14 protein-coding genes and 1 pseudogene are annotated in these 18,892 nt (G+C 35.8%); 3 read left to right on the forward strand and 12 right to left on the reverse strand.

Annotated features, from left to right (window positions below; translation table 11 throughout):
- Positions 1-366: 366 nt before the first annotated feature.
- Positions 367-614, forward strand: a pseudogene (locus IPU53_RS18150) (IS3 family transposase); the annotation flags it as partial.
- 241 nt (positions 615-855) lie between these two features.
- Here the strand turns inward: IPU53_RS18150 and IPU53_RS18155 are convergent.
- From IPU53_RS18155 to IPU53_RS18190, 8 genes are all read right to left on the reverse strand, one after another.
- Positions 856-1,731 carry an ROK family protein gene (locus tag IPU53_RS18155; RefSeq protein WP_207452430.1) on the reverse strand — a complete coding sequence of 292 codons (876 nt, stop codon included), beginning with the start codon at positions 1,729-1,731 and terminating at the stop codon, positions 856-858.
- 77 nt (positions 1,732-1,808) lie between these two features.
- Positions 1,809-3,443, reverse strand: coding sequence for a glycoside hydrolase family 172 protein (locus tag IPU53_RS18160; protein WP_207452431.1), 1,635 nt, complete (start codon positions 3,441-3,443; stop codon positions 1,809-1,811).
- Positions 3,444-3,716: 273 nt separating this feature from the next.
- Positions 3,717-5,180, reverse strand: coding sequence for a glycoside hydrolase family 32 protein (locus IPU53_RS18165; RefSeq protein ID WP_207452432.1), 1,464 nt, complete (start codon positions 5,178-5,180; stop codon positions 3,717-3,719).
- A 105-nt stretch (positions 5,181-5,285) separates the two neighbouring features.
- Positions 5,286-6,713 (reverse strand): glycoside hydrolase family 32 protein, encoded by a 1,428-nt coding sequence (locus tag IPU53_RS18170; protein ID WP_207452433.1) that lies wholly within the window; start codon positions 6,711-6,713, stop codon positions 5,286-5,288.
- Between the two features lie 141 nt (positions 6,714-6,854).
- Positions 6,855-8,489 (reverse strand): extracellular solute-binding protein, encoded by a 1,635-nt coding sequence (locus IPU53_RS18175; RefSeq protein ID WP_207452434.1) that lies wholly within the window; start codon positions 8,487-8,489, stop codon positions 6,855-6,857.
- A 27-nt stretch (positions 8,490-8,516) separates the two neighbouring features.
- On the reverse strand, positions 8,517-9,431 hold the full coding sequence (locus IPU53_RS18180; protein WP_207452435.1) for a carbohydrate ABC transporter permease: 915 nt from the start codon (positions 9,429-9,431) through the stop codon (positions 8,517-8,519).
- 12 nt (positions 9,432-9,443) lie between these two features.
- Positions 9,444-10,367 carry an ABC transporter permease gene (locus tag IPU53_RS18185; RefSeq protein WP_313886525.1) on the reverse strand — a complete coding sequence of 308 codons (924 nt, stop codon included), beginning with the start codon at positions 10,365-10,367 and terminating at the stop codon, positions 9,444-9,446.
- A gap of 415 nt (positions 10,368-10,782) precedes the next feature.
- Positions 10,783-11,754: a LacI family DNA-binding transcriptional regulator gene (locus IPU53_RS18190; protein ID WP_207452436.1), complete on the reverse strand. Its 972-nt coding sequence runs from the start codon at positions 11,752-11,754 to the stop codon at positions 10,783-10,785.
- Positions 11,755-12,112: 358 nt separating this feature from the next.
- On the opposite strand from IPU53_RS18190, the gene IPU53_RS18195 reads away from it, so the two are divergent.
- Positions 12,113-13,266, forward strand: a protein-coding gene (locus IPU53_RS18195) for an IS3 family transposase (protein WP_396019961.1) whose coding sequence is annotated in 2 segments (ribosomal slippage) — positions 12,113-12,365 and positions 12,365-13,266 — 1,155 coding nt in all. Because the reading frame shifts where the segments join, the coding sequence is not laid out codon by codon here.
- 190 nt (positions 13,267-13,456) lie between these two features.
- Here IPU53_RS18195 and IPU53_RS18200 read toward each other — a convergent pair.
- The 3 genes from IPU53_RS18200 to IPU53_RS18210 all read right to left on the reverse strand — a co-directional run bounded on the left by IPU53_RS18200 (position 13,457) and on the right by IPU53_RS18210 (position 15,997).
- Positions 13,457-14,020: a hypothetical protein gene (locus tag IPU53_RS18200; RefSeq protein WP_207452438.1), complete on the reverse strand. Its 564-nt coding sequence runs from the start codon at positions 14,018-14,020 to the stop codon at positions 13,457-13,459.
- 414 nt (positions 14,021-14,434) lie between these two features.
- Positions 14,435-14,845, reverse strand: a complete 411-nt coding sequence (locus tag IPU53_RS18205) for a GNAT family N-acetyltransferase (protein ID WP_207452439.1) — start codon at positions 14,843-14,845, stop codon at positions 14,435-14,437.
- Between the two features lie 396 nt (positions 14,846-15,241).
- Entirely contained in the window at positions 15,242-15,997 is a 756-nt protein-coding gene (locus IPU53_RS18210; RefSeq protein WP_207452440.1) for an SDR family NAD(P)-dependent oxidoreductase, read from the reverse strand.
- Positions 15,998-16,228: 231 nt separating this feature from the next.
- On the opposite strand from IPU53_RS18210, the gene IPU53_RS18215 reads away from it, so the two are divergent.
- Entirely contained in the window at positions 16,229-16,612 is a 384-nt protein-coding gene (locus IPU53_RS18215) for a MerR family transcriptional regulator (protein WP_207452441.1), read from the forward strand.
- Positions 16,613-17,217: 605 nt separating this feature from the next.
- Here IPU53_RS18215 and IPU53_RS18220 read toward each other — a convergent pair.
- Positions 17,218-18,411: an MFS transporter gene (locus tag IPU53_RS18220; RefSeq protein WP_207452442.1), complete on the reverse strand. Its 1,194-nt coding sequence runs from the start codon at positions 18,409-18,411 to the stop codon at positions 17,218-17,220.
- Positions 18,412-18,892: the final 481 nt, after the last annotated feature.

An 18,892-nucleotide genomic window follows, 5' to 3' on the forward strand; every position in this document is an offset into this window, starting at 1 on the left:
CCCAAAAGCTCTCTTCTCATTTTTTATACACTCCTTTAGCCATTCCCATTCTCCAGATGGAAAATCGAGTGAATTTTGAAGCTCATCCCGATTATTTCGCATCGTTTCTTTTCGAGTTTTTTTATCCTTTGTTCCAAAAATTCAATATTTTCTCATTGCTATCTCCTCTGTATTAAAGTTATTAAAAGATAAATTAATAAGCTCTAGTTCAACTTCATTTAATAGTTGTTTACGATACAACTCTGTCATTAAACATTTAGTACTATTTTTTTCCATTTATTTAGACCTTGTGATGCCCCACGGAAGAAACTCTTGAAACGACTCAAATCAATGCTGACATTATCAGCACGGTAAATGGGGGCGACCTTGAAAGAACACAAAGTATTTCAAAGTATGTCACGGAAGGGAAACTGTCTGGACAACGCTCCTATGGAGAATTTCTTTGGTTTATTGAAACAGGAAATGTATGATGGCGAATCACCACACACATATGAGGAGCTCAAACGGACTATTGAAGCTATAACGAGTTCTACAACAACAAATGGATAAAACAGAAGTTGACTGGCATGAGCTCGATTCAATACCGTCTTCATACCAGTCAGTTAGCTGCATAATAAATGTTAAAAGTTTAATAAACCTATCATTTTTTGGACCTTAATCATAAAGATTACATAGATAACACACTAACATTGTAATACAGTCCAAGGTCCGTGATTTATACCTATTATGTTAGTATGATTTTCTTTTGTATGTCTATACCTTTATACAAGAAAAGCAGCTTTAACTCACTACGTGGAGAATTGATTCAGTTCAGTCTCCTACACATATTTTATTTTGTTTCAAAAAATATTACTGTCATTTCTCTATCAATTTTCTTTTCGCCAAATAAAAAGCTCCCTTAATCGCTGAATAACCTTCTATTCCCGGAGTAACAATATATTCATCAATATTATCTTCAAGTTGCGAAAAGGATAAATAATGATTATTGAATTGTTGCACATATTTTAAAATGACCGGTAGCAGTTGCCTTTGCTTCATAACTCCACCACCAAGAATAATCTTTTCAGGTGAAAGAGTTAGAATATAGGTCATTAACGCTTGTGCTATGTAATAACCTTCTATTTCCCAAACGTCATCATTTTCTTCTAGTAAAACCGCCTTTTGATTCCAACGCTTTTCAATTGCTGGGCCAGATGCCATTCCTTCTAAACAATCTTTATGGAATGGACAACACCCAGCATATGAATCTTGTGGATGTCGTCTAACTATGACATGTCCCATTTCTGAGTGACTTAGTCCCTGAAGCATTTGCCCATCTACAATTGCCCCCACACCAATTCCTGTACCAATCGTCACGTAAATACTATTCTTCACATTTTGGGAAGCACCAAACTTCGCCTCCCCTACTGCAGCAATATTCACATCTGTATTAAAAACGATTGGAATGGAAAGGAATTCTTGTAAATAACCAAGCATATTAAAGTTTCTCCAATATTGTTTAGGTGTTGTTGTAATACACCCATATTTTGAAGAATTACGATTAATATCTGCAGGACCAAACGTACCAATAGCCATTGATTTAATCTCATATTGATTAAAAAATGCCTTTACTTCCCCCATCGTCTCGGTTGGAGTAGTTGTTGGTATTTCTATGATATCTATTACATTATAATCTATGTCCCCAATAGCACAGACAAATTTAGTTCCTCCTGCTTCGATTGCTGCGAGCACCTAATATCCCCCCCTTTACTTAGATTTATCCATTTTTTGAATGAATAGGATATCATGAATCCATTAAGACTACACCATTAAAAATCTGAGTATCCTACTCTCTCATTTACTGAAACTGGCTCATATATATCACTTGTTCCAGCTGATTGGTACCAGTATACCGTTGTAGCATAGATGCATACATTATTATTTTCCCACCTATTATCCTTATACTTTTCAATAAAACCTTCAAAAGATTCGTTAAATGGGATATTATCACAAACATGAAATCTATTTACCGATGTATGTCCATTTGCATCTATCTCTATAAAAGGCTGACAAGCAAAAGCACTGTCGAACATTGGAAAGGGAGGCTCTGCTGCCCATGCGTATCCAATATAATCTTCACTACCAGTACCAAAGGTAGATGGGAATTTTTCTCCATCAATAAAGAACTTTTCATCACCTTCTCCCCACCACCAATCAATCGTTTTCCGATCCCAACGCCCGTACCACCAGGTATCAGCGCTTTGTTCTGGTTCTTCCCAAGTATTATATACATGCAAATGAACACCACAGTAGCGGCCTTTTCCTTTTACCAGTAGTAAAGGCCAATCTGGCCAACGATCTCCACCTTCCGTAAAACGCCCTTTGTTTAAGTACTGAAAGTCGTCTCTGTGCCATTTTGCATGAAAACGCAATAAGTTTTTTGTTTTTGATTTTGGTAAATCGATATAATTTATTTCAAAATTGACTGTTTGCGAAACAGTCCCATCGTTTGCTATTTCAATATTTGCACCTTCTGAAAATGGCATATACCAATTACTATAGAAGCTGGATTCATGCATTCCTAACGGTAGAGAGCTATATGTATTTACTCCTGGAGCACTTCCAAAGAAATCTCCCAATGGAGCCCATACTGACGGTGACTGTTCTCCATCCCATTCCATAGATATTACTAATTCACGTAAGATTCTTTTTTTATCCACTTCGCCCATTGTTTCTATATCTATATTTGCACGAATCATCGTTATGGCGCCCGATATATGTTTGTTAAATATGACTGCTTTTTCTCCTGGAGGAACAGTTACCTTTACCCGTTGTTGGTTCTCATTTTCATATCTGTTGACCGACGCTCTACCCCTCAAATATAAAATTCTATCTGCCTCAGCAAGAGCAATTGCAGCTTCTTTATCAAACTCCCCGTTGAATGATGGAACCCGTACCTCCTTTGGAAATTGTGTATATGTGAAATGGTAATAGTTACCCCAGTCTTTATCTAAAACAATCTTACAACTTTTTTGAAATGGGATAGGAATATAACTATTTCTCCCTCGGGAAAGCGTTGGATTCAAGCTAGGAAAATTTAATAATTCATCTCCAAAACTGTCAAAGTAATCTTTAAATGGTTTATCCAAAACAGATGTATTCTCCTCATCAATAAATATACGAATATGACCATCTCCAGGATGAGCAGACCAAACACGCCATATCACACCGGGTCCATCTAATTCTAATGCAACAATACTGTCTCCTTCTTTTCTGATATACCCACTTCCATCATCATTTGCGCCCCAATTTTCATATAGATTTGTTTCTTCACTATATTTTGAACTGCGGTCGTAACTTGAAAAGCTGCCCGACTTCTCACCAACCATCGGAGGCACTGATAAGGCGGATAAATCATATAATTTCTTCACAAGATCTCGGTAACTTAAACTAGTTGTTCCCATTTTTTATTCCATCCTCCTATATGCTTACAAATATTAAAGTCTTCTCCATAGTACTTTGGGTGTGTACAACCATAATTCTGAATTAATTAGCCGGTCCAAATGAGGCTATTCCAAATGCCTCAACATCAAATTGCAGGAAAAATCCTCCCCATTGTCACCAATGGGGAAGTAGTGGGTATTTAATTTAACTCGATGATATTTAGTTCCTTATCTCCAATCACACAAACAAGTTTGGATACCTACAGCTACAGCCTCCATTGCTGTAAGTATTCCTTAAACTTCCTCATTATTAGGAGTAGAAATGTAACTGTCAGTTAACTTTATTTCACCATCGCGAGAAAAAACAGAAATTTTTTCAGACACTTTGTCAGGATATATAAGACTTGTTAATGCATAGCCCCCTTCATTAATAAATAGTTCAATAGAAGAGGTATCAACAATAATGAGTAGATTTATATCACTAGTTTCCTCTAAGTTTAATTCTTGGGAAATCAGAAAATTATTAGAAAAACCAACTTCACCTGAATTGTTTCTATCCAACCTTAGATAATTATCTATTGCATTAATAGTAATAGTTGTAAATTGATTGGAAGTATGATAAATCACAACGCCATATTGTTTTGCATTTAAGTTTTCGATATTTAACTGAATATGCAGACTTGTTTCAATGCCTTCTAGCTTATATTCTACATCTCCTCGGACAACACTTTCACTAATATTCTTTGTTCTCTTAAAATATCGTTCTAAAGTGTTTACGGGGGTCTGAATTAACTTTAATCCAGCTTTTTCATCCCTTAAAGAAAGAGATCTTGGCAATGTCATCTGGCTTCTCCAACCTTCCGTTGGAACCTCATTGGCATATCTCCAATTACTCATCCAACCAAGATAAAGCCTTCTTCCATCCTCTTCGGGAATATCTGAAAAACTAACACCAGCATAATTATCTTTACCAAAATCCAGCCAACGAATGTCCCAATCATCAGCTTTAAATGCGGATCCATCAAAAGAACCTAGAAAATACTGAGTTCTTGAACCGTGATCATACTTAAGATTATCTCCTATACTAACAATCAACACCCATTTTTTTTCATCTTTATTTTCAACTGTTAATTCAAATAAGTCTGGGCATTCCCATACACCATCATGACATCCTATTCCTTCTCCAAACTCACTTTCAAAATGCCATTCTTTTAAATTGGAAGACGAATACAGTGAAACGGTTTGGCCTGTAGCCAAGACCATTATCCATTTTGCTTGTTCCTCAAGCCAAAATACCTTTGGGTCTCTAAAATCTATTTTTGAAGGATGTGTAAGTACTGGATTCCCTTGATATTTAATCCAAGTTCTGCCTTGGTCATGACTGTAGGCCAGGCTTTGAGTTTGGATAGGCGGTGTTCGATCATTATTATCTAAATGGTGTGTAAAAATGGCCACCATCCCTGGCTCCTCCGGAAAAAAACCCGAAGTATTATACCAATCAATGACTGCACTACCTGAAAAAATGGTACCAAGCTCGTCAGGATACAGGGCAATATCCAACTCCTCCCATTTAATTAAATCTTTACTAACAGCATGTCCCCAATGCATAGGCCCCCATATACTATCATTGGGATTATGTTGAAAAAACAAATGATATTCACCTTTGAAAAATACTAAACCATTTGGGTCATTCATCCAATTTTGTTTTGGAGAGAAGTGTAATACTGGTCTAAATCTTTCTAATTTAGCAATCTTCAATTCTTAATGTCCTCCTAGCCGTATATCATATCGATACTATTCTAATGTAATATTACTGATAGTTCTCTGCTGTGTAGCACAGAAGGTTATTAGTTTAAACCTCTTTTATTCGGTAAGAAGTCGTATAGAATTAAATTCAGCTGTACCATCAGATACAAAAAATCCAAATTTCCGTCCTTTATGATTATATAAACGTGCACCAAAAGCTATTTCATCATTTATATACATAACCATTACTGATTCTTCTATAAAAATCTTTAATTTATATGGTGTGTCTGGTAAAAGAGATATTGGACGCTCCATCTCAATAGCGTATGGAAACATCATTCCACCTGCTTCATGCATCCTCAACCCCGAGCGAAATTCAATCCTATTGAACCAAGGTTCAAAATTTAAATAGTATCCATCGGAGAATTGTTCATCTACTTGTAGTGCAATACCAAATCGTTTAGGATTTCCACTATATTTGATTGTCGCTTCTATACAACATAGATTAGGAATCTCACTTCCTATTAAACTGGAATAACCACCTTCTGAAATAACCGAGGCTGAATCCCCTGTTGTATTCCAATCACCACTTAAGGGTTTTAATTCAAATGATTCTGGACTTTGAACAACTGAGGCAACATTATCCGGAACAGTTACACCTAGGGTTCCATCGGATTTTTGGACGAGTTTATGTACCACCATAGCGCCTCCCCAATCCCATGTTTTATAATCGGAGCCTAAATCTGTTGGCGGATCAATTTTCCAATTATTTTCACGTCGGGTAGGATTCCATCCAAAAATATAACGATCATTACCATCTGATCCAGTTTTAGCAGCATAAAATGCACGTCCATCAAATGTATCAATGTCCGGACGTAACCATGGACCATTGAGTGAACGACTCATACGATAATAGGTATTAAATCCATCTGTATAACTAGAATATACGAGATAATACCAATCACCCATTTTAAATAAATCAGGACATTCATGTGCGGACTGATGAATTCTAGGTGCATAAAAAGGTTGGCGGTAATCCCAACTTACAAGATCATCTGAAGTACAAAGAGCAACACAACCATTACGTTCGGTTTTAGTATTTTCCCGAGCTGAAAGAATCATCCACCATTTATTTTCTTCATCATTCCAAAAAACATGCGGGTCTCGCCAGTCCGTTGAAGAATAAATATCTCCATCAGCTGTAAACTTATGCTCAGGAATATCAGTCCAATTTTCAAAATCGGTACTAATTGCATGCCGTGCATACTGTCTTTGTGGATTATCTTCAAATGTACAGTAAAACATATGGTAAACTCCATCTACATTAACTATAGAACCAGTACCACCGTGAATACCACTTGGTTTTTCTTTGAAATTAAGTAAATCGGATGTTGTTAGTCGATGCCAACCATATACAATATCACTTCCTTGATAATCTGAGTTCCAATTCTTCAAATAGAACATGTCAAATTGTTTTTTTTCATCATTATAATAAGGGATAACATCTCCTATTTTTGCATTATCTGCTGTATAAAATAATCTCATTTATTGTATACCTCCATTTTTTTGATAATTGAATTTCTACTGTATATTTCATTCAAAGTAATACCTAGAGAGGCTTAATTTTATTTCTCTATACTTAGGCGTGAAATAATTCCCGTCTAAAATTAGTTGTTGAAATTGTCCTCACTCCAACTCTTTTAATTTCTTATGAAACTCATCAAATCCTGTTTGTTTTAACTCTATCAATTCCTCCAATCCCATTTCATCTAATTTTTCAAGGTAATCATCCCATTCCTTATCTGCTCCACCTTTCATTATCCATTCAGCTTTTTTTCCTTCTGCATACGCCTTCAAATCTGTTTCAATTTGATTAACTCGATTTATAGATTCAGAATCTAAGAATACAGACGGATAATAGTAATCATCTGTAATATATGGGGCATATAAATTGCTAATGATTTCGAGGCGATTCGCCATATCACTTTGCATATCAACATATTTTCCATAATACTCTGCTAATACAGCGAATGAGCCGCGAATATTTTGTTTAGAACTTAATGATGAGTATGATTCCCCTTCTGGAATTTCTGAGTATCTTAAAGTATTTTCATCTGTTAATTCAAATATATTGAAGTTATTCGGATCGTCATAAGTACCAGCCATGTTTTGTATTGATTGAAGTGGTTCAAACATCATATCTAACCATTTTGCAGTAAGTGCTGGATTAGAATTCGTACTTGTGATCGCAGTAACTCCCATATCAAAAGAATAATAATTTTGTCTAGGAATACTAATAGTTCCATCTGGCCCTTCAAGAGCTGGTAAGGCAACATAATCTTCTGGATTACTAACCATAAATGCTTTATTCCAATCTAAAAACAAGCCAAATCGTCCACTCTGTGCTTTGGATAGATAGGTTCCACCCGATTGTGTAAAAGCCTCTGGATCTATCAGCCCTTTATCATAAAGTGTATGAAGCCAGTTAACCCCTTCTTTGAAATCCTCCTGGGCAAGTGAATAAATCACTTTCTTTTCGTTAGTAACCATATAATGATCCATATTATCTCCAGTTCCAAATGAACCTAACAAAATGCCTGGGTCCTGATTGACCTGATTAATTCGAAACGACATTGGAATAACATCATCTCTCCCTTCAGGTTTTTGTTCTTTAAATGCTCTTAAGACAGTTTCCAATTCTAAAGTTGTTGTAGGCACCTCTAAATTTAATTCATCTAGCCATTTTTTATTGATCCACGGAATAGCACCGATAACGTTATGAGCTTCTTTGTCAAGGGCTGTCTCTTCAATAAATGGAAGAGTGTATATATGACCGTCTGATGCAGTAATAGCTGCTTTTACTTCTGGTCTTTGTTCCAAGACTTTTTTAAGGTTTGGCATTGACTTGTCAATTAAATCCTCTAAGGGAATAAAAACTCCTTGTTTCGCATAGTTAAGAACATCATAATTTCCAATATACATATTTGTTACAACATCTGGTAAATCAGATTTTGATAACGCCAATTTCATTTTTTCTCCCCATTGTTCAGATGGATAAACTGTCCAATCTATATGGACGTTAGTTTCTTCCTCAATACGTTGAACAAGAATTTTTTCATTGAAATCCTGTGGAGAGTCTGAACCTGCATGAGTAAGTATATTGAGAGTTTCTGTTTTTTCCAAAGGGAAAGATATATCAGAAGCATCTACTGATATGGGTTCAGATTTTTCCTTCTCATTGTTGTTACACGCCACTAAAGTACCAATTGTGATAATTCCTACAGTTACAATGCCTAATAGCTTTAATAAAAGTGTTTTCATTTTTTCCTCCCCAATTTCAAATTGTATTTAACCTTTTACGGAGCCGATCATTATTCCTTTATCAAAATATTTGGCAAAGAAAGGATACATAATTAGCAATGGTAAGCTCGATATTACTATTGTTGAATATTTAAGTAATTCAGCCAGTTTAGCTGCATCTGCAGCACTTTCAGCATCATTTAACATTCCCGCTTGCATCGTATTTTGAACTAGGATGGACCTAATAACTAGTTGCAATGGATGTAACTTTTGGTCATCAAGATAAATCATTGCATCGAAGTAACTATTCCATTGTGCTACAAATTGATATAAGATTAGGACTGCAATGATCGGTTTACACACAGGTATCATAATTTTCAAAAAATATTGAAGCTCAGTCGCACCGTCCATTAGGGCAGCTTCTCTTAATTCTACTGGAACGCTTTGATAATAAACACGAGCCAAAATAATATTCCAAACATTAATTGCATTCGGGAGAATAACGGCCCAAGGTGTATTCATTAAATTTAAGTTTTCAATAAGTAGATAGGTTGGCATTAAACCACCAGTGAAAAACATTGTAATGATAAATAATACGGTGAAAAATCTTCTTCCCATAAAATCTTTACGTGAAAGTGGATATGCCGCCAACATTGTAACTGTGACAGATACAGCAGTAAAGCCGATTGAGTATATAGTCGAGTTCATAAATCCACGCCAAATCATGTCATCCCCAAGTACCCTTGTATAACCCTCAAGATTCCATTTTGTTATATTTAGAGAAATTCCTTGACTAGCGAGTGTAACAGGATCATTTAATGACGCAATTAACACATATATAAGTGGGCCAATAATAAGTAATACAAAAATAAAGAGTAGAAAGAATCCAAAATAGAGGATTGCTTTATCTTTTACAGTAAGAAATCTATCAGTGTTATCGATATTTTTCGTTTTTGCTTTCATTGCAATCCTCCTTTATAAACCTTCATTATTATTGAGCTTTGAAACAATGAAATTAACCATCAACAGCAGGATGACATTAATGATAGAGTTAAATAATTCAACAGCAGTGGAATATCCATAATCCCCCACTTGTATGCCAATCTTATAGACATAAGTAGGAATTATTTCACTAGTAGCACGGTTCAAGTCTGTCTGTAGAGCAAGTGCCTTCTCAAAACCAATACTCATTATATGACCTACTGAGAGAATAAACTGAATTACCATAATCGGTCTTAATGTAGGTAATTCGACGTGCCAAATTTGCTGTAAAAGACTCGCACCATCAATTCGTGCAGCCTCAATTAATTCTTTGCTAACATTGGCTAATACCGCAGTATAGATAATTGATGCCCATCCAGCTCCCTGCCATATTCCACTTGCTATATAAATTGTGCGAAACGCTGAACTTTCCGCCATGAAGTTTATCTCTGTACCCAAAAACTGATTTACAGGACCTACTGGAGAAAGGAATACGAAAACCATACCAGCGAGCACAATTACTGAAATAAAGTTTGGTGCGTAAATAAATAATTGAATCCTTTTTCGAAGACCAACATGCCGAACCCTAGATAGTAAAAGCGCCAATATAATAGGCGGAAAGAATCCCCATAAAAGACTATAGATGCTAAGCTTTAGCGTATTACCAAACAAACGCCAAAACTCGGTAGATGATAAAAAACGCTTAAAGTTATCTAATCCAACCCATTCACTACCAAAAAGTCCTTTAAGTCCACTGTAATTCTCGAATGCAAGTAATATACCTCCAATAGGAAGATATTTAAAAATAATAAGGAGGGTGAAAGCCGGCATCATAAATATTATGTATAGTTGCCAGTTCGCTATGAAGTATTTGCCGAAACTCGTAAACCAACTTTTTTTTGGTATAGTTCCTGCAATTCCGTTCCCAATATTTTGCTCATTTGTTTTCACATTCAATTCAATCCCTTTTAACAAATTTTTAAATGCAGACAATCTAAGGGCAATTAAATAACACTAGGCATTGTAAAGTTACTTACTTTATCAGCGTAATTGGTATTAATTTCGTGAAATCAAATAGTGATTTTTTCCAATTAAGCATTTCCTCTTTTAGTTTTGAACATTCGTATCCTCCTTAATGTTTCTTTTGTTCTTAATATTAATTCCCCTCGGAGTTCCCCAAAGATATTTAGGGATCCAAATTAGGTCAACCGCTTTCACATTGATTGATAGACATCCAAGCGAATTATCTTTATATTGATAATATACTATAATTTTTCATTATGTCAACCGCTTGATCTAAAATAAATAAAAAAGACAACATCTTTTTATCTTTCTATGTTGTCTCATTAATAACTAACTCAATTGGTAGAAAGGTTTCTAATACTTCATTAGTGTTTGGATTTTCAATAAGATTCATCAATTTTGAAACAGATGTTTTCGCGATGTCCTCGATAGGTTGTTTGATCGTTGTCAGTTGGGGCAATAATCTCATAACCGTTTCTGTACCATCATAACCAACAATTTTTAACTGGTCAGGCACATCGATACCTAATTCATTTGCTACCTTTAAACATGTAGCAGCAATGAGATCATCACTGGCGAAAATCCCATCCGCTTCAGGATGTTTTTTTAAAATTTGTTTTATAGACATTGCGGTATACTCTTCCTCAAACAAATCAATTAGTTCATATGTAATCGGATTTCCAACAAGGTCCTCATATGCTTTTCTTCTCATTTGTGTAGGTGTCTCTAATTCAACTGGTCCATTTATATGTATAATATTTCGACACCCTTGATCGATTAAGTGTTGCACAGCCATTTTTCCACCTGCATAATTATCAGAACCAACCACGGGGATAGTAGGAGACAAATAATGATCGATTGCAACAATTGGAAGTTTGGGCTGTTTGTATGCTTCCACACCCCTGTTATAGGTACATACAATAATCCCATCTACCTGGTGACCAATTAACATGCGAGCGTATGCCTTTTCCTTTTCCATTTGCATTAAACTATTACAAAGAATCACTTTATACCCCATTTCCGAGCAAATATTCTCAATATATAAAGCTAACTCGCTAAAGAAGGGATTATTAATAGTTGGTAATACTAAGCCAATAAAATTTGTTCTTTTCTTAAATAAAGATCTTGCAATATCATTTGGATAGTAATTCAAATCCTCAATTGCCTGTTCGACCTTTTGTCTAGTTTTATCGCTGATATATCCTCTATTATTTAATACACGTGATACTGTTGTTGGGGATACCCCCGCTCTTTTCGCAACATCCTCTAGTTTTACTTTCATAATGAGCTCCTTCATACTTTTCATTTAATCTAAATATAACATTCTATTAAGTAATTTTATTACTTCGGAAAGAACACAACCTCTGTATATCTCTAATATTATACATTCATTTGTCATCCGGTTTCATATATTTTATCATATTTTCATTATTAGTGCATCTGTTACTGATTTTTATAAAAGAGTAATTAGTTTTAATAAATTTTATGTGTCCTTTTATAACTTAAATAACACTTCTGACAAACTATTTTTCTTACTATTTATTTACGAAAGTTTCTATGTTGCATTACCTGTGATGTTAGTATAGTTCCATGGACACATCTTAGTTAAGTGATAAAATAATAACTAGGAGATGTGTGAAATGGATAACAAAAATACAGGCAAAAAATTTAATGAAGACTTTAAGAAGACAGTTGTTGATCTCTATCATTCTGGAAACTCAGTAAAAGACTTAAGCGGCGAATATGGTGTATCTGAAGTAACGATCTACAAATGGATTAAAGCTTATACCCCTGTTGAGGGATCCGAGGGTAAACCTGTCACCCCAAAGGAAGTTGCTGAAATTCAAAAGGAAAATCTTAAGCTTAAACAGGAGCTAGAAATCCTAAAAAGGGCTATGGCCATATTCGCGAAAAAGTAGACGATTCTGAGATTACCGAGTTTATTGAACAACAAAAGTCTGATTACCCTGTCCAAATCATGTGTGATGTATTAGCGATTCCAAGGAGTACTTATTATCAGTCTTGTCATAAGTCAGAGTCCAACCGTGATCGTGAAAACAAGGAATTAACGGAGAGAATAAAGTCCATTCATAAGGAAAGTCATGAGCGCTATGGAGCGCCTAAAATTCATCAAATCCTTAAAAAAGAAGGGTATACAGTAAGCCTTAAGCGAGTACAGCGCTTGATGAAAAAAGAAGGGATCCGTTCCATAACCAAGAAAAAGTTCCGGCCTCAGTTCAACAAAGGGAAAGTCATTGAAGGGACAAATCTTTTAAAACAGGATTTCTCTACAACGACGATCAATCAGAAATGGGTTGGCGATATTACCTATATCCATACTCTTCGAAATGGTTGGTGCTATTTAGCTTCTGTCATGGATTTACACACGGAGAAAATTATCGGTTATTCCTTCGGAAAATCAATGACCACCGAATTGGTTATGAAAGCTTTAAAAAATGCTTATGACACTCAGAAACCTGGTAAAGATTTAATCTTCCACACAGATTTGGGTTCGCAATATACAAGCGACAAATTTAAAAACTACGTTCAATCTCTTAATATACAACAATCCTTTAGCCGAAAAGGATGTCCTTATGATAATGCCTGTATCGAGTCATTCCATGCCGTTCTAAAAAAAGAAGAAGTAAACCAAGTACAATATTTGGACTATGAATCTGCTAGACTTGCTTTATTTAAATACATTGAAGGCTGGTATAACCACAAAAGAATCCATGGAAGCATAAGTTACAAGACGCCCCAAGAATTAGAAGATCAAATAAGGGGCATAGCGTAACCACTAAACTTGCTTCGAAGTCACGGCTTTACATGGAGTGGCAGGCATGATAGCCTCATTCGGCGATGCCAGCAAAAGGAAAAGCTGGCTTCCTGGCAGGAGAATTATGCCTGCAGAGGCTCCTTGTCAAGCCTTCACGGGCTAACTTAAAATCACCGAAAGAACGCATGATCTCTTAACTTTTTTGTGTCTAAAATATTGACTCAAATCCATATTTTACTAATTTCGCTTTATACGCCTTATTATTCTTAGCTATATATTTTTCAAATCTGTTCACAAACTCCTCTGGATTAGCTATCAATAATATCTCGCCTTGGAAATTTTCTTTTAATTTTCTTTTCCTTACTTCTGAAAGCGATGAACGTGCCTTAACACGAAGATTATAATCATCAATCTTTTCTTCTTCTTCAACTATAAATTCATTAGCCATCAAGGCAAACTGACAAAAAACAGGACGATATTCATCTATTGTCTTGTGAACGGTTATTGAATCAGCATCGGCTTTTGCTACTAACTTGTCGGTGTCATGCTTGAAAATTTGAATTTCTAAATCCCTCATATGTAGTCCTGCTTCGTATTTATCTCCAATTCCCTTTTTATTATCTTTCTTTTCCCGATCGATAAAATACTTGAAGTTATTCATATAAATATTTCCCGATCGCAAATCTTCAAGATACTTTTTTTCATTGTGTTTAAATAAACACACCACCATATTTTCTAACATACCACCATAATCACTTAAATATTTAGCCAACAAATCTCCTCTTTTCTCCCTATTAATTTAATTTTACATACTTTATTTTATAATTTGGTCCTAATATGGCACACGCTTGTTTTGGAATCGCGCCCGATTATGGATTTTCTTTTCTGTCTTTATTCCTTATTGCCTCTATAGTCTCAGGTATATTGACAAAGACTATTATACCGACTATCATTACTAAAAAAGTGTCTGAACTTATTACTTTCGTTAAGAAAAGCAAAATCATAACAACGAGTACGAATATCCGCCAGTAAAAAAGAAATTTCTTCTTCATCGAAACACCCCCAGTTTACTTCACTAAAGGCTCCAATTGTGATTTAGGCGCAATTGCTTTTAAAGCAATCGCGCCCTATAGTGGAATAACTAAGATTCTACAGATAAACACCATTTCACTCTTTACTTCAGTAATCATTCAGAGACTTTTTTTACCAGGTACACTGAGTCTTTCAAAACTGAAAATCCATTTTTTTGATAAAAATGATAAGCTGGGACAGTCTTTTCAGTAGCTAATGTTATATGCTTAATCTCTTCAGCCTTCAATATATTATTTATTAATGTAAGAAAGGTACTACCTGCTCCTTGATTTTGCTTTTTTCTCGAAACAAAAAATTCCTTAATAAAATATTCCCGCCCTTCCCACCAGTTAAAAACATAACCTAATGAGCAACCAATGAGCTCATCTTTTTCATCATAGAGAGCTAATGAAAGTGAGTTATTATTTTCAGTTAAATCTTTCATATATGCATTTAACTGTTTTTCATTATTCCATTTATCAAACCAAGGTTCATTTGAAAATACATCTAGAAATAGTTTTTTCATTTCCTCGACATCACATTTTTTTTAAGATACTTACCTTCATCTAGTTAAACCTCCTACATCCATTCATAAATATGTATTGTTAACCTTCTGTCCCATCTACACATAGCAAAGGCACTTTAATCGACAATCCCAAATTCTTTACTAATCTTCAGCAATCTGGCCCTTTAATGGAATAACTCTATTATCACTTAACAGGTTCCTAATCCACAAGAAAAACCGAAATCCCTTCTTTATTGATGTAGGATATTCCGGTTCATCTTTTTTCAAAACGCTTAAACTTCTTTCAAAACGGTGCGACATTTTATAAACAGTTCAACTTTATTTCAAAGCCACAAAAAGCTTTTTGATTGATATCTGCCGAACATCACGGATTGTCTTTACTGCCATTATTTACGATCAGAGGTTCTGACCACCCGATACTTCGATTCTCTGCCCATTAATCCAGCGGTTGTCCGATTCAAGAAGGTTAGCGACTGCGGGACCAATGTCATCGGGTACGCCGACTCGACCAAGGGCAGTCATCGCGGCAAACGTGTCATTGTAAGCAGGAATGTCGCGTACAGAACCTCCTAGAAAATCGGTTTCAATTGCTCCAGGTGCAATGGTATTAGCGGTGATACCTCGGTAGCCAAGTTCTTTGGCCAAATAGATGGTTAGAATCTCTACAGCGCCCTTTGCGGCAGAATAGGCAGAGAATCCAGGAAAAGAAACGCGAGTGAGACCCGATGAGAAGTTCACAATACGACCGCCATCTGCAAAAAGCGGCAGAAGGGCTTGAGTCAAGAAAAATACGCCTTTGACGTGCACATTAAACAGGTCGTCGAACTGAGCTTCTGTAGTTTCGGCATAGTCTACCATTTCTCCGTGGCCGGCATTATTCACCAGATGATTGAAAGTGTCGCTATCCCAGGTAGACCGAAGGGTTGAACGAACTGTCTCAACAAAGTCTGTAAAGCTGGCAATGTTTCCAACATCAAGCTGTAATGCTACTGCTTGACGACCCAGAGATTCGATCTCAGCAACAACAGACTTTGCTTCTTCTGCTTGGCTGCGATAGGTCAAGATGACATCACCCCCATGACGCGCAATACTGATGGCAGTATTGCGACCAAGTCCACGGCTACCACCTGTGACGATTGAGATGTTTTTCATTGTAACTTCATCCTTTCAAAACTCGTTTTTAATTACCTTGTTATCATAGATTATAAAGTTCACTTTAAGTCAAGGTTCTTTTTACTGAAACAGAAAGTGTATAATGAAACAGTGAAATATTTGATTTAATCATATCTTCCTCATTTTTTATAGCGTAAATTAGGATTTTTTATTTGATATGCTAAAAAATTAGTTAATGTTCACTTTAATAGGAGGAGATGAGTTTTACATATGTTAACCATAGGGGAAGTTACTGAATTGACAGGAATAGCGGCTCCCACACTTCGATATTACGAAAAGGAGGGACTGCTTCCACATGTGAAGAGAAATGAAAATGGGAAGCGGTTATATGACGAAGGTGATTTAAGCTGGATTCAATTTGTTACGGCTCTTAGAGCGACAGGAATGCCGATTGCTCAAATTCAGAAGTATGTATACTTGTATAAAGAAGGGGAATCGACGATTTCGGAACGAAAAATGATGATGCTCCATCATAAAAAGGAAATTGAGAAAAGCATAAGAGACCTATATTTTAACTTGGATAAAATAAACTATAAACTTGCTCTTTATGATGTAATAGAATCTCAGATTGAACGAACGAACATCAAATTTTGACTCTGCCAAATATAAAATCCTAAATTAGCGACTTTGTATTTGACTTAAACATACATTTCTAAATAGCTATACCTATAACGTCAATTACAGACCGATTCCTGATTAGGAGTGTACAAGAGAATTTGGTAAAATATTAGTCATAAAGCATCCCTTTCTTTGGTTTGGTTATGGTGACTACATTTTACCAAAAAGGGATGCTTTCTTGTGCACTTCTGATAATTTTATTTTAGGTAAACCCACTTATATCAAGGGTTAATTAATGTTTTTTTACTGCGAAAGTTGAGATCTTAAAAAAGAAATATAGAAGAACTAGTTATGAATATTGAATTTCAACATTGTATTTCAAAATGCTCACCTAATAATTTGGGATATTCATTTAGAAGCTCAAATCGTTTCAAATAGTAATGGTGGGTCTAGTTATTTATGTGAAAAATTGAAAGAGGCATTTTCGCAAACTTGTCATCCAATCAAAATATCAAACTTGCTTAGAATCTGAGAAGAACTGAGTAACCTTTTGTAAACTTTAACAAAAAAGTGTTGTAAAACATACTAACTCAAAAGATATTTGACTTCATACAGCGATTAATCGATGAATAGTTTAGTTACTATCTGGTTCTTTTTTGTTTTAATAAATAATGCCACAACCATACTAAGAATGCTGCTGTAGCCATACTTCCACCGACCACGCATGTGCCCAGCCATTCCCAACGTTCCCATGCTACTACACCACCTGCTGAGCCAAGAGCCCCCCCTATGAATGAACTAACCATATATACAGTGTTCAATCTACCTTTTGCCTCAGCAGACAAACTATAAATGCGAGTCTGATTTGAGATATGGGCACCCTGATAACCCAAATCTAACAGAACAATTCCAACAATTAGCCCCCAATGCCAGGTTCCAAACAATCCAAATAATACATACGACAACAATACGATTACGGTCATCAAACCGACCATCATTTTGGGACTGAATCGATCGCTTAATTTACCGACCACAGACGCTGTCACAACTCCGACCACACCGATCAAACTAAATATCCCGACCATGGAACTACCATACTGATAATGTGGGCCTTCTAAAAAGAAAGTTAACGAAGTCCAAAAGGCACTGAACGAGCCAAACATCAATGCACTTATCAAGGCTGCTTCACGAAGTGTACGCTCTTGTACGATCAATTTTCTGATAGAACGTAGTAATTCCAAATAGGATAATTTTACCTTAGGCTTAAGAGAAGGCAAATAACGGTATAAAATATATGTCAATATAAACATCAGCAAAGATGCAAAACCAAACATAACGCGCCAGCTAAATATCTCCCCGATAAAACCAGCCACTGCTCTTGCCAGCAAGATGCCAATTAAGAGACCACTCATCACACTTCCAATTACTTTCCCTCGCTGATAAGGAGATGCAAGTTCTGCCGCAAACGGCACAATAATTTGTGGAGACACTGTGGTAAAGCCAACCATAAAGCTGGCTATATACACACTGTACAGATTTTGGGCAGTCGCTAAAAAGATCAGAGCCAGTCCAACCGCAAACAGAAGAGAAAGGATCAATTTTTTCTTTTCATAAATATCGCCAAGGGGGATAAACGTAAACATTCCGATCGCAAAACCAATCTGAGTATACGTAGAAATAACTCCTGATTGGTGATCATCAACGCCAAACGTTCGTCCCATTTCAGCTAATAAAGGTTGATTGTAGTATAGATTTGCAATCGTTAGTCCACATGAAACCGCCATTAAAAGGGTAAGTGTTGGACTAGGTTGTGCTTGTTGCAGAAAACGCCTCACTGGCCCTACTCCCTTCTATATAAAAATAACAATAAAAAACCTTTCGTCCCTTGGATATAGCAGTATTATGCTATATCCAAGGGACGAAAGGTATGTCTTCCGCGGTACCACCCTCATTTGCTTAGAACCTCACAATTCTAGCCTCACAAAGTAAAACCAATTTACTTTCAACACATCAACGGGTGTGACCGTTTGAAACTACTCACCGAACCACTCCATTTCATTCGGTTTCGTTCAACATTTCCGAGACGACTTCGCACGAGAGGTTAAGGCAAAGATTGCAACAAATACTTTGCTCTCTGAGCATAAGAGCTCCCATACTTATTTCTCTTCATTACTTTTATCAATATAAGAATTTTTTATAATCATACCATGACTTAATATTTTGTCAACCGACTTAATTATCTTGAGTTTCCGTAAAACGCAAATAATTATCACAACACTTTATGTAATAACTCACATTTCGCAGGTCAGAGGAACA

This window comes from Bacillus sp. SD088 (genome assembly GCF_017355205.1).
In the GTDB taxonomy this organism is placed as follows: domain Bacteria; phylum Bacillota; class Bacilli; order Bacillales; family Bacillaceae_C; genus Lederbergia.

Coding starts and splice junctions, on each gene's coding strand:
- IPU53_RS18210 (WP_207452440.1), bottom strand. CDS start 15,997: ATGAAAAACATCTCAATCGTCACAGGTGGTAGCCGTGGACTTGGTCGC.
- IPU53_RS18175 (WP_207452434.1), bottom strand. CDS start 8,489: ATGAAAACACTTTTATTAAAGCTATTAGGCATTGTAACTGTAGGAATT.
- IPU53_RS18160 (WP_207452431.1), bottom strand. CDS start 3,443: ATGGGAACAACTAGTTTAAGTTACCGAGATCTTGTGAAGAAATTATAT.
- IPU53_RS18190 (WP_207452436.1), bottom strand. CDS start 11,754: ATGAAAGTAAAACTAGAGGATGTTGCGAAAAGAGCGGGGGTATCCCCA.
- IPU53_RS18170 (WP_207452433.1), bottom strand. CDS start 6,713: ATGAGATTATTTTATACAGCAGATAATGCAAAAATAGGAGATGTTATC.
- IPU53_RS18215 (WP_207452441.1), top strand. CDS start 16,229: ATGTTAACCATAGGGGAAGTTACTGAATTGACAGGAATAGCGGCTCCC.
- IPU53_RS18205 (WP_207452439.1), bottom strand. CDS start 14,845: ATGAAAAAACTATTTCTAGATGTATTTTCAAATGAACCTTGGTTTGAT.
- IPU53_RS18180 (WP_207452435.1), bottom strand. CDS start 9,431: ATGAAAGCAAAAACGAAAAATATCGATAACACTGATAGATTTCTTACT.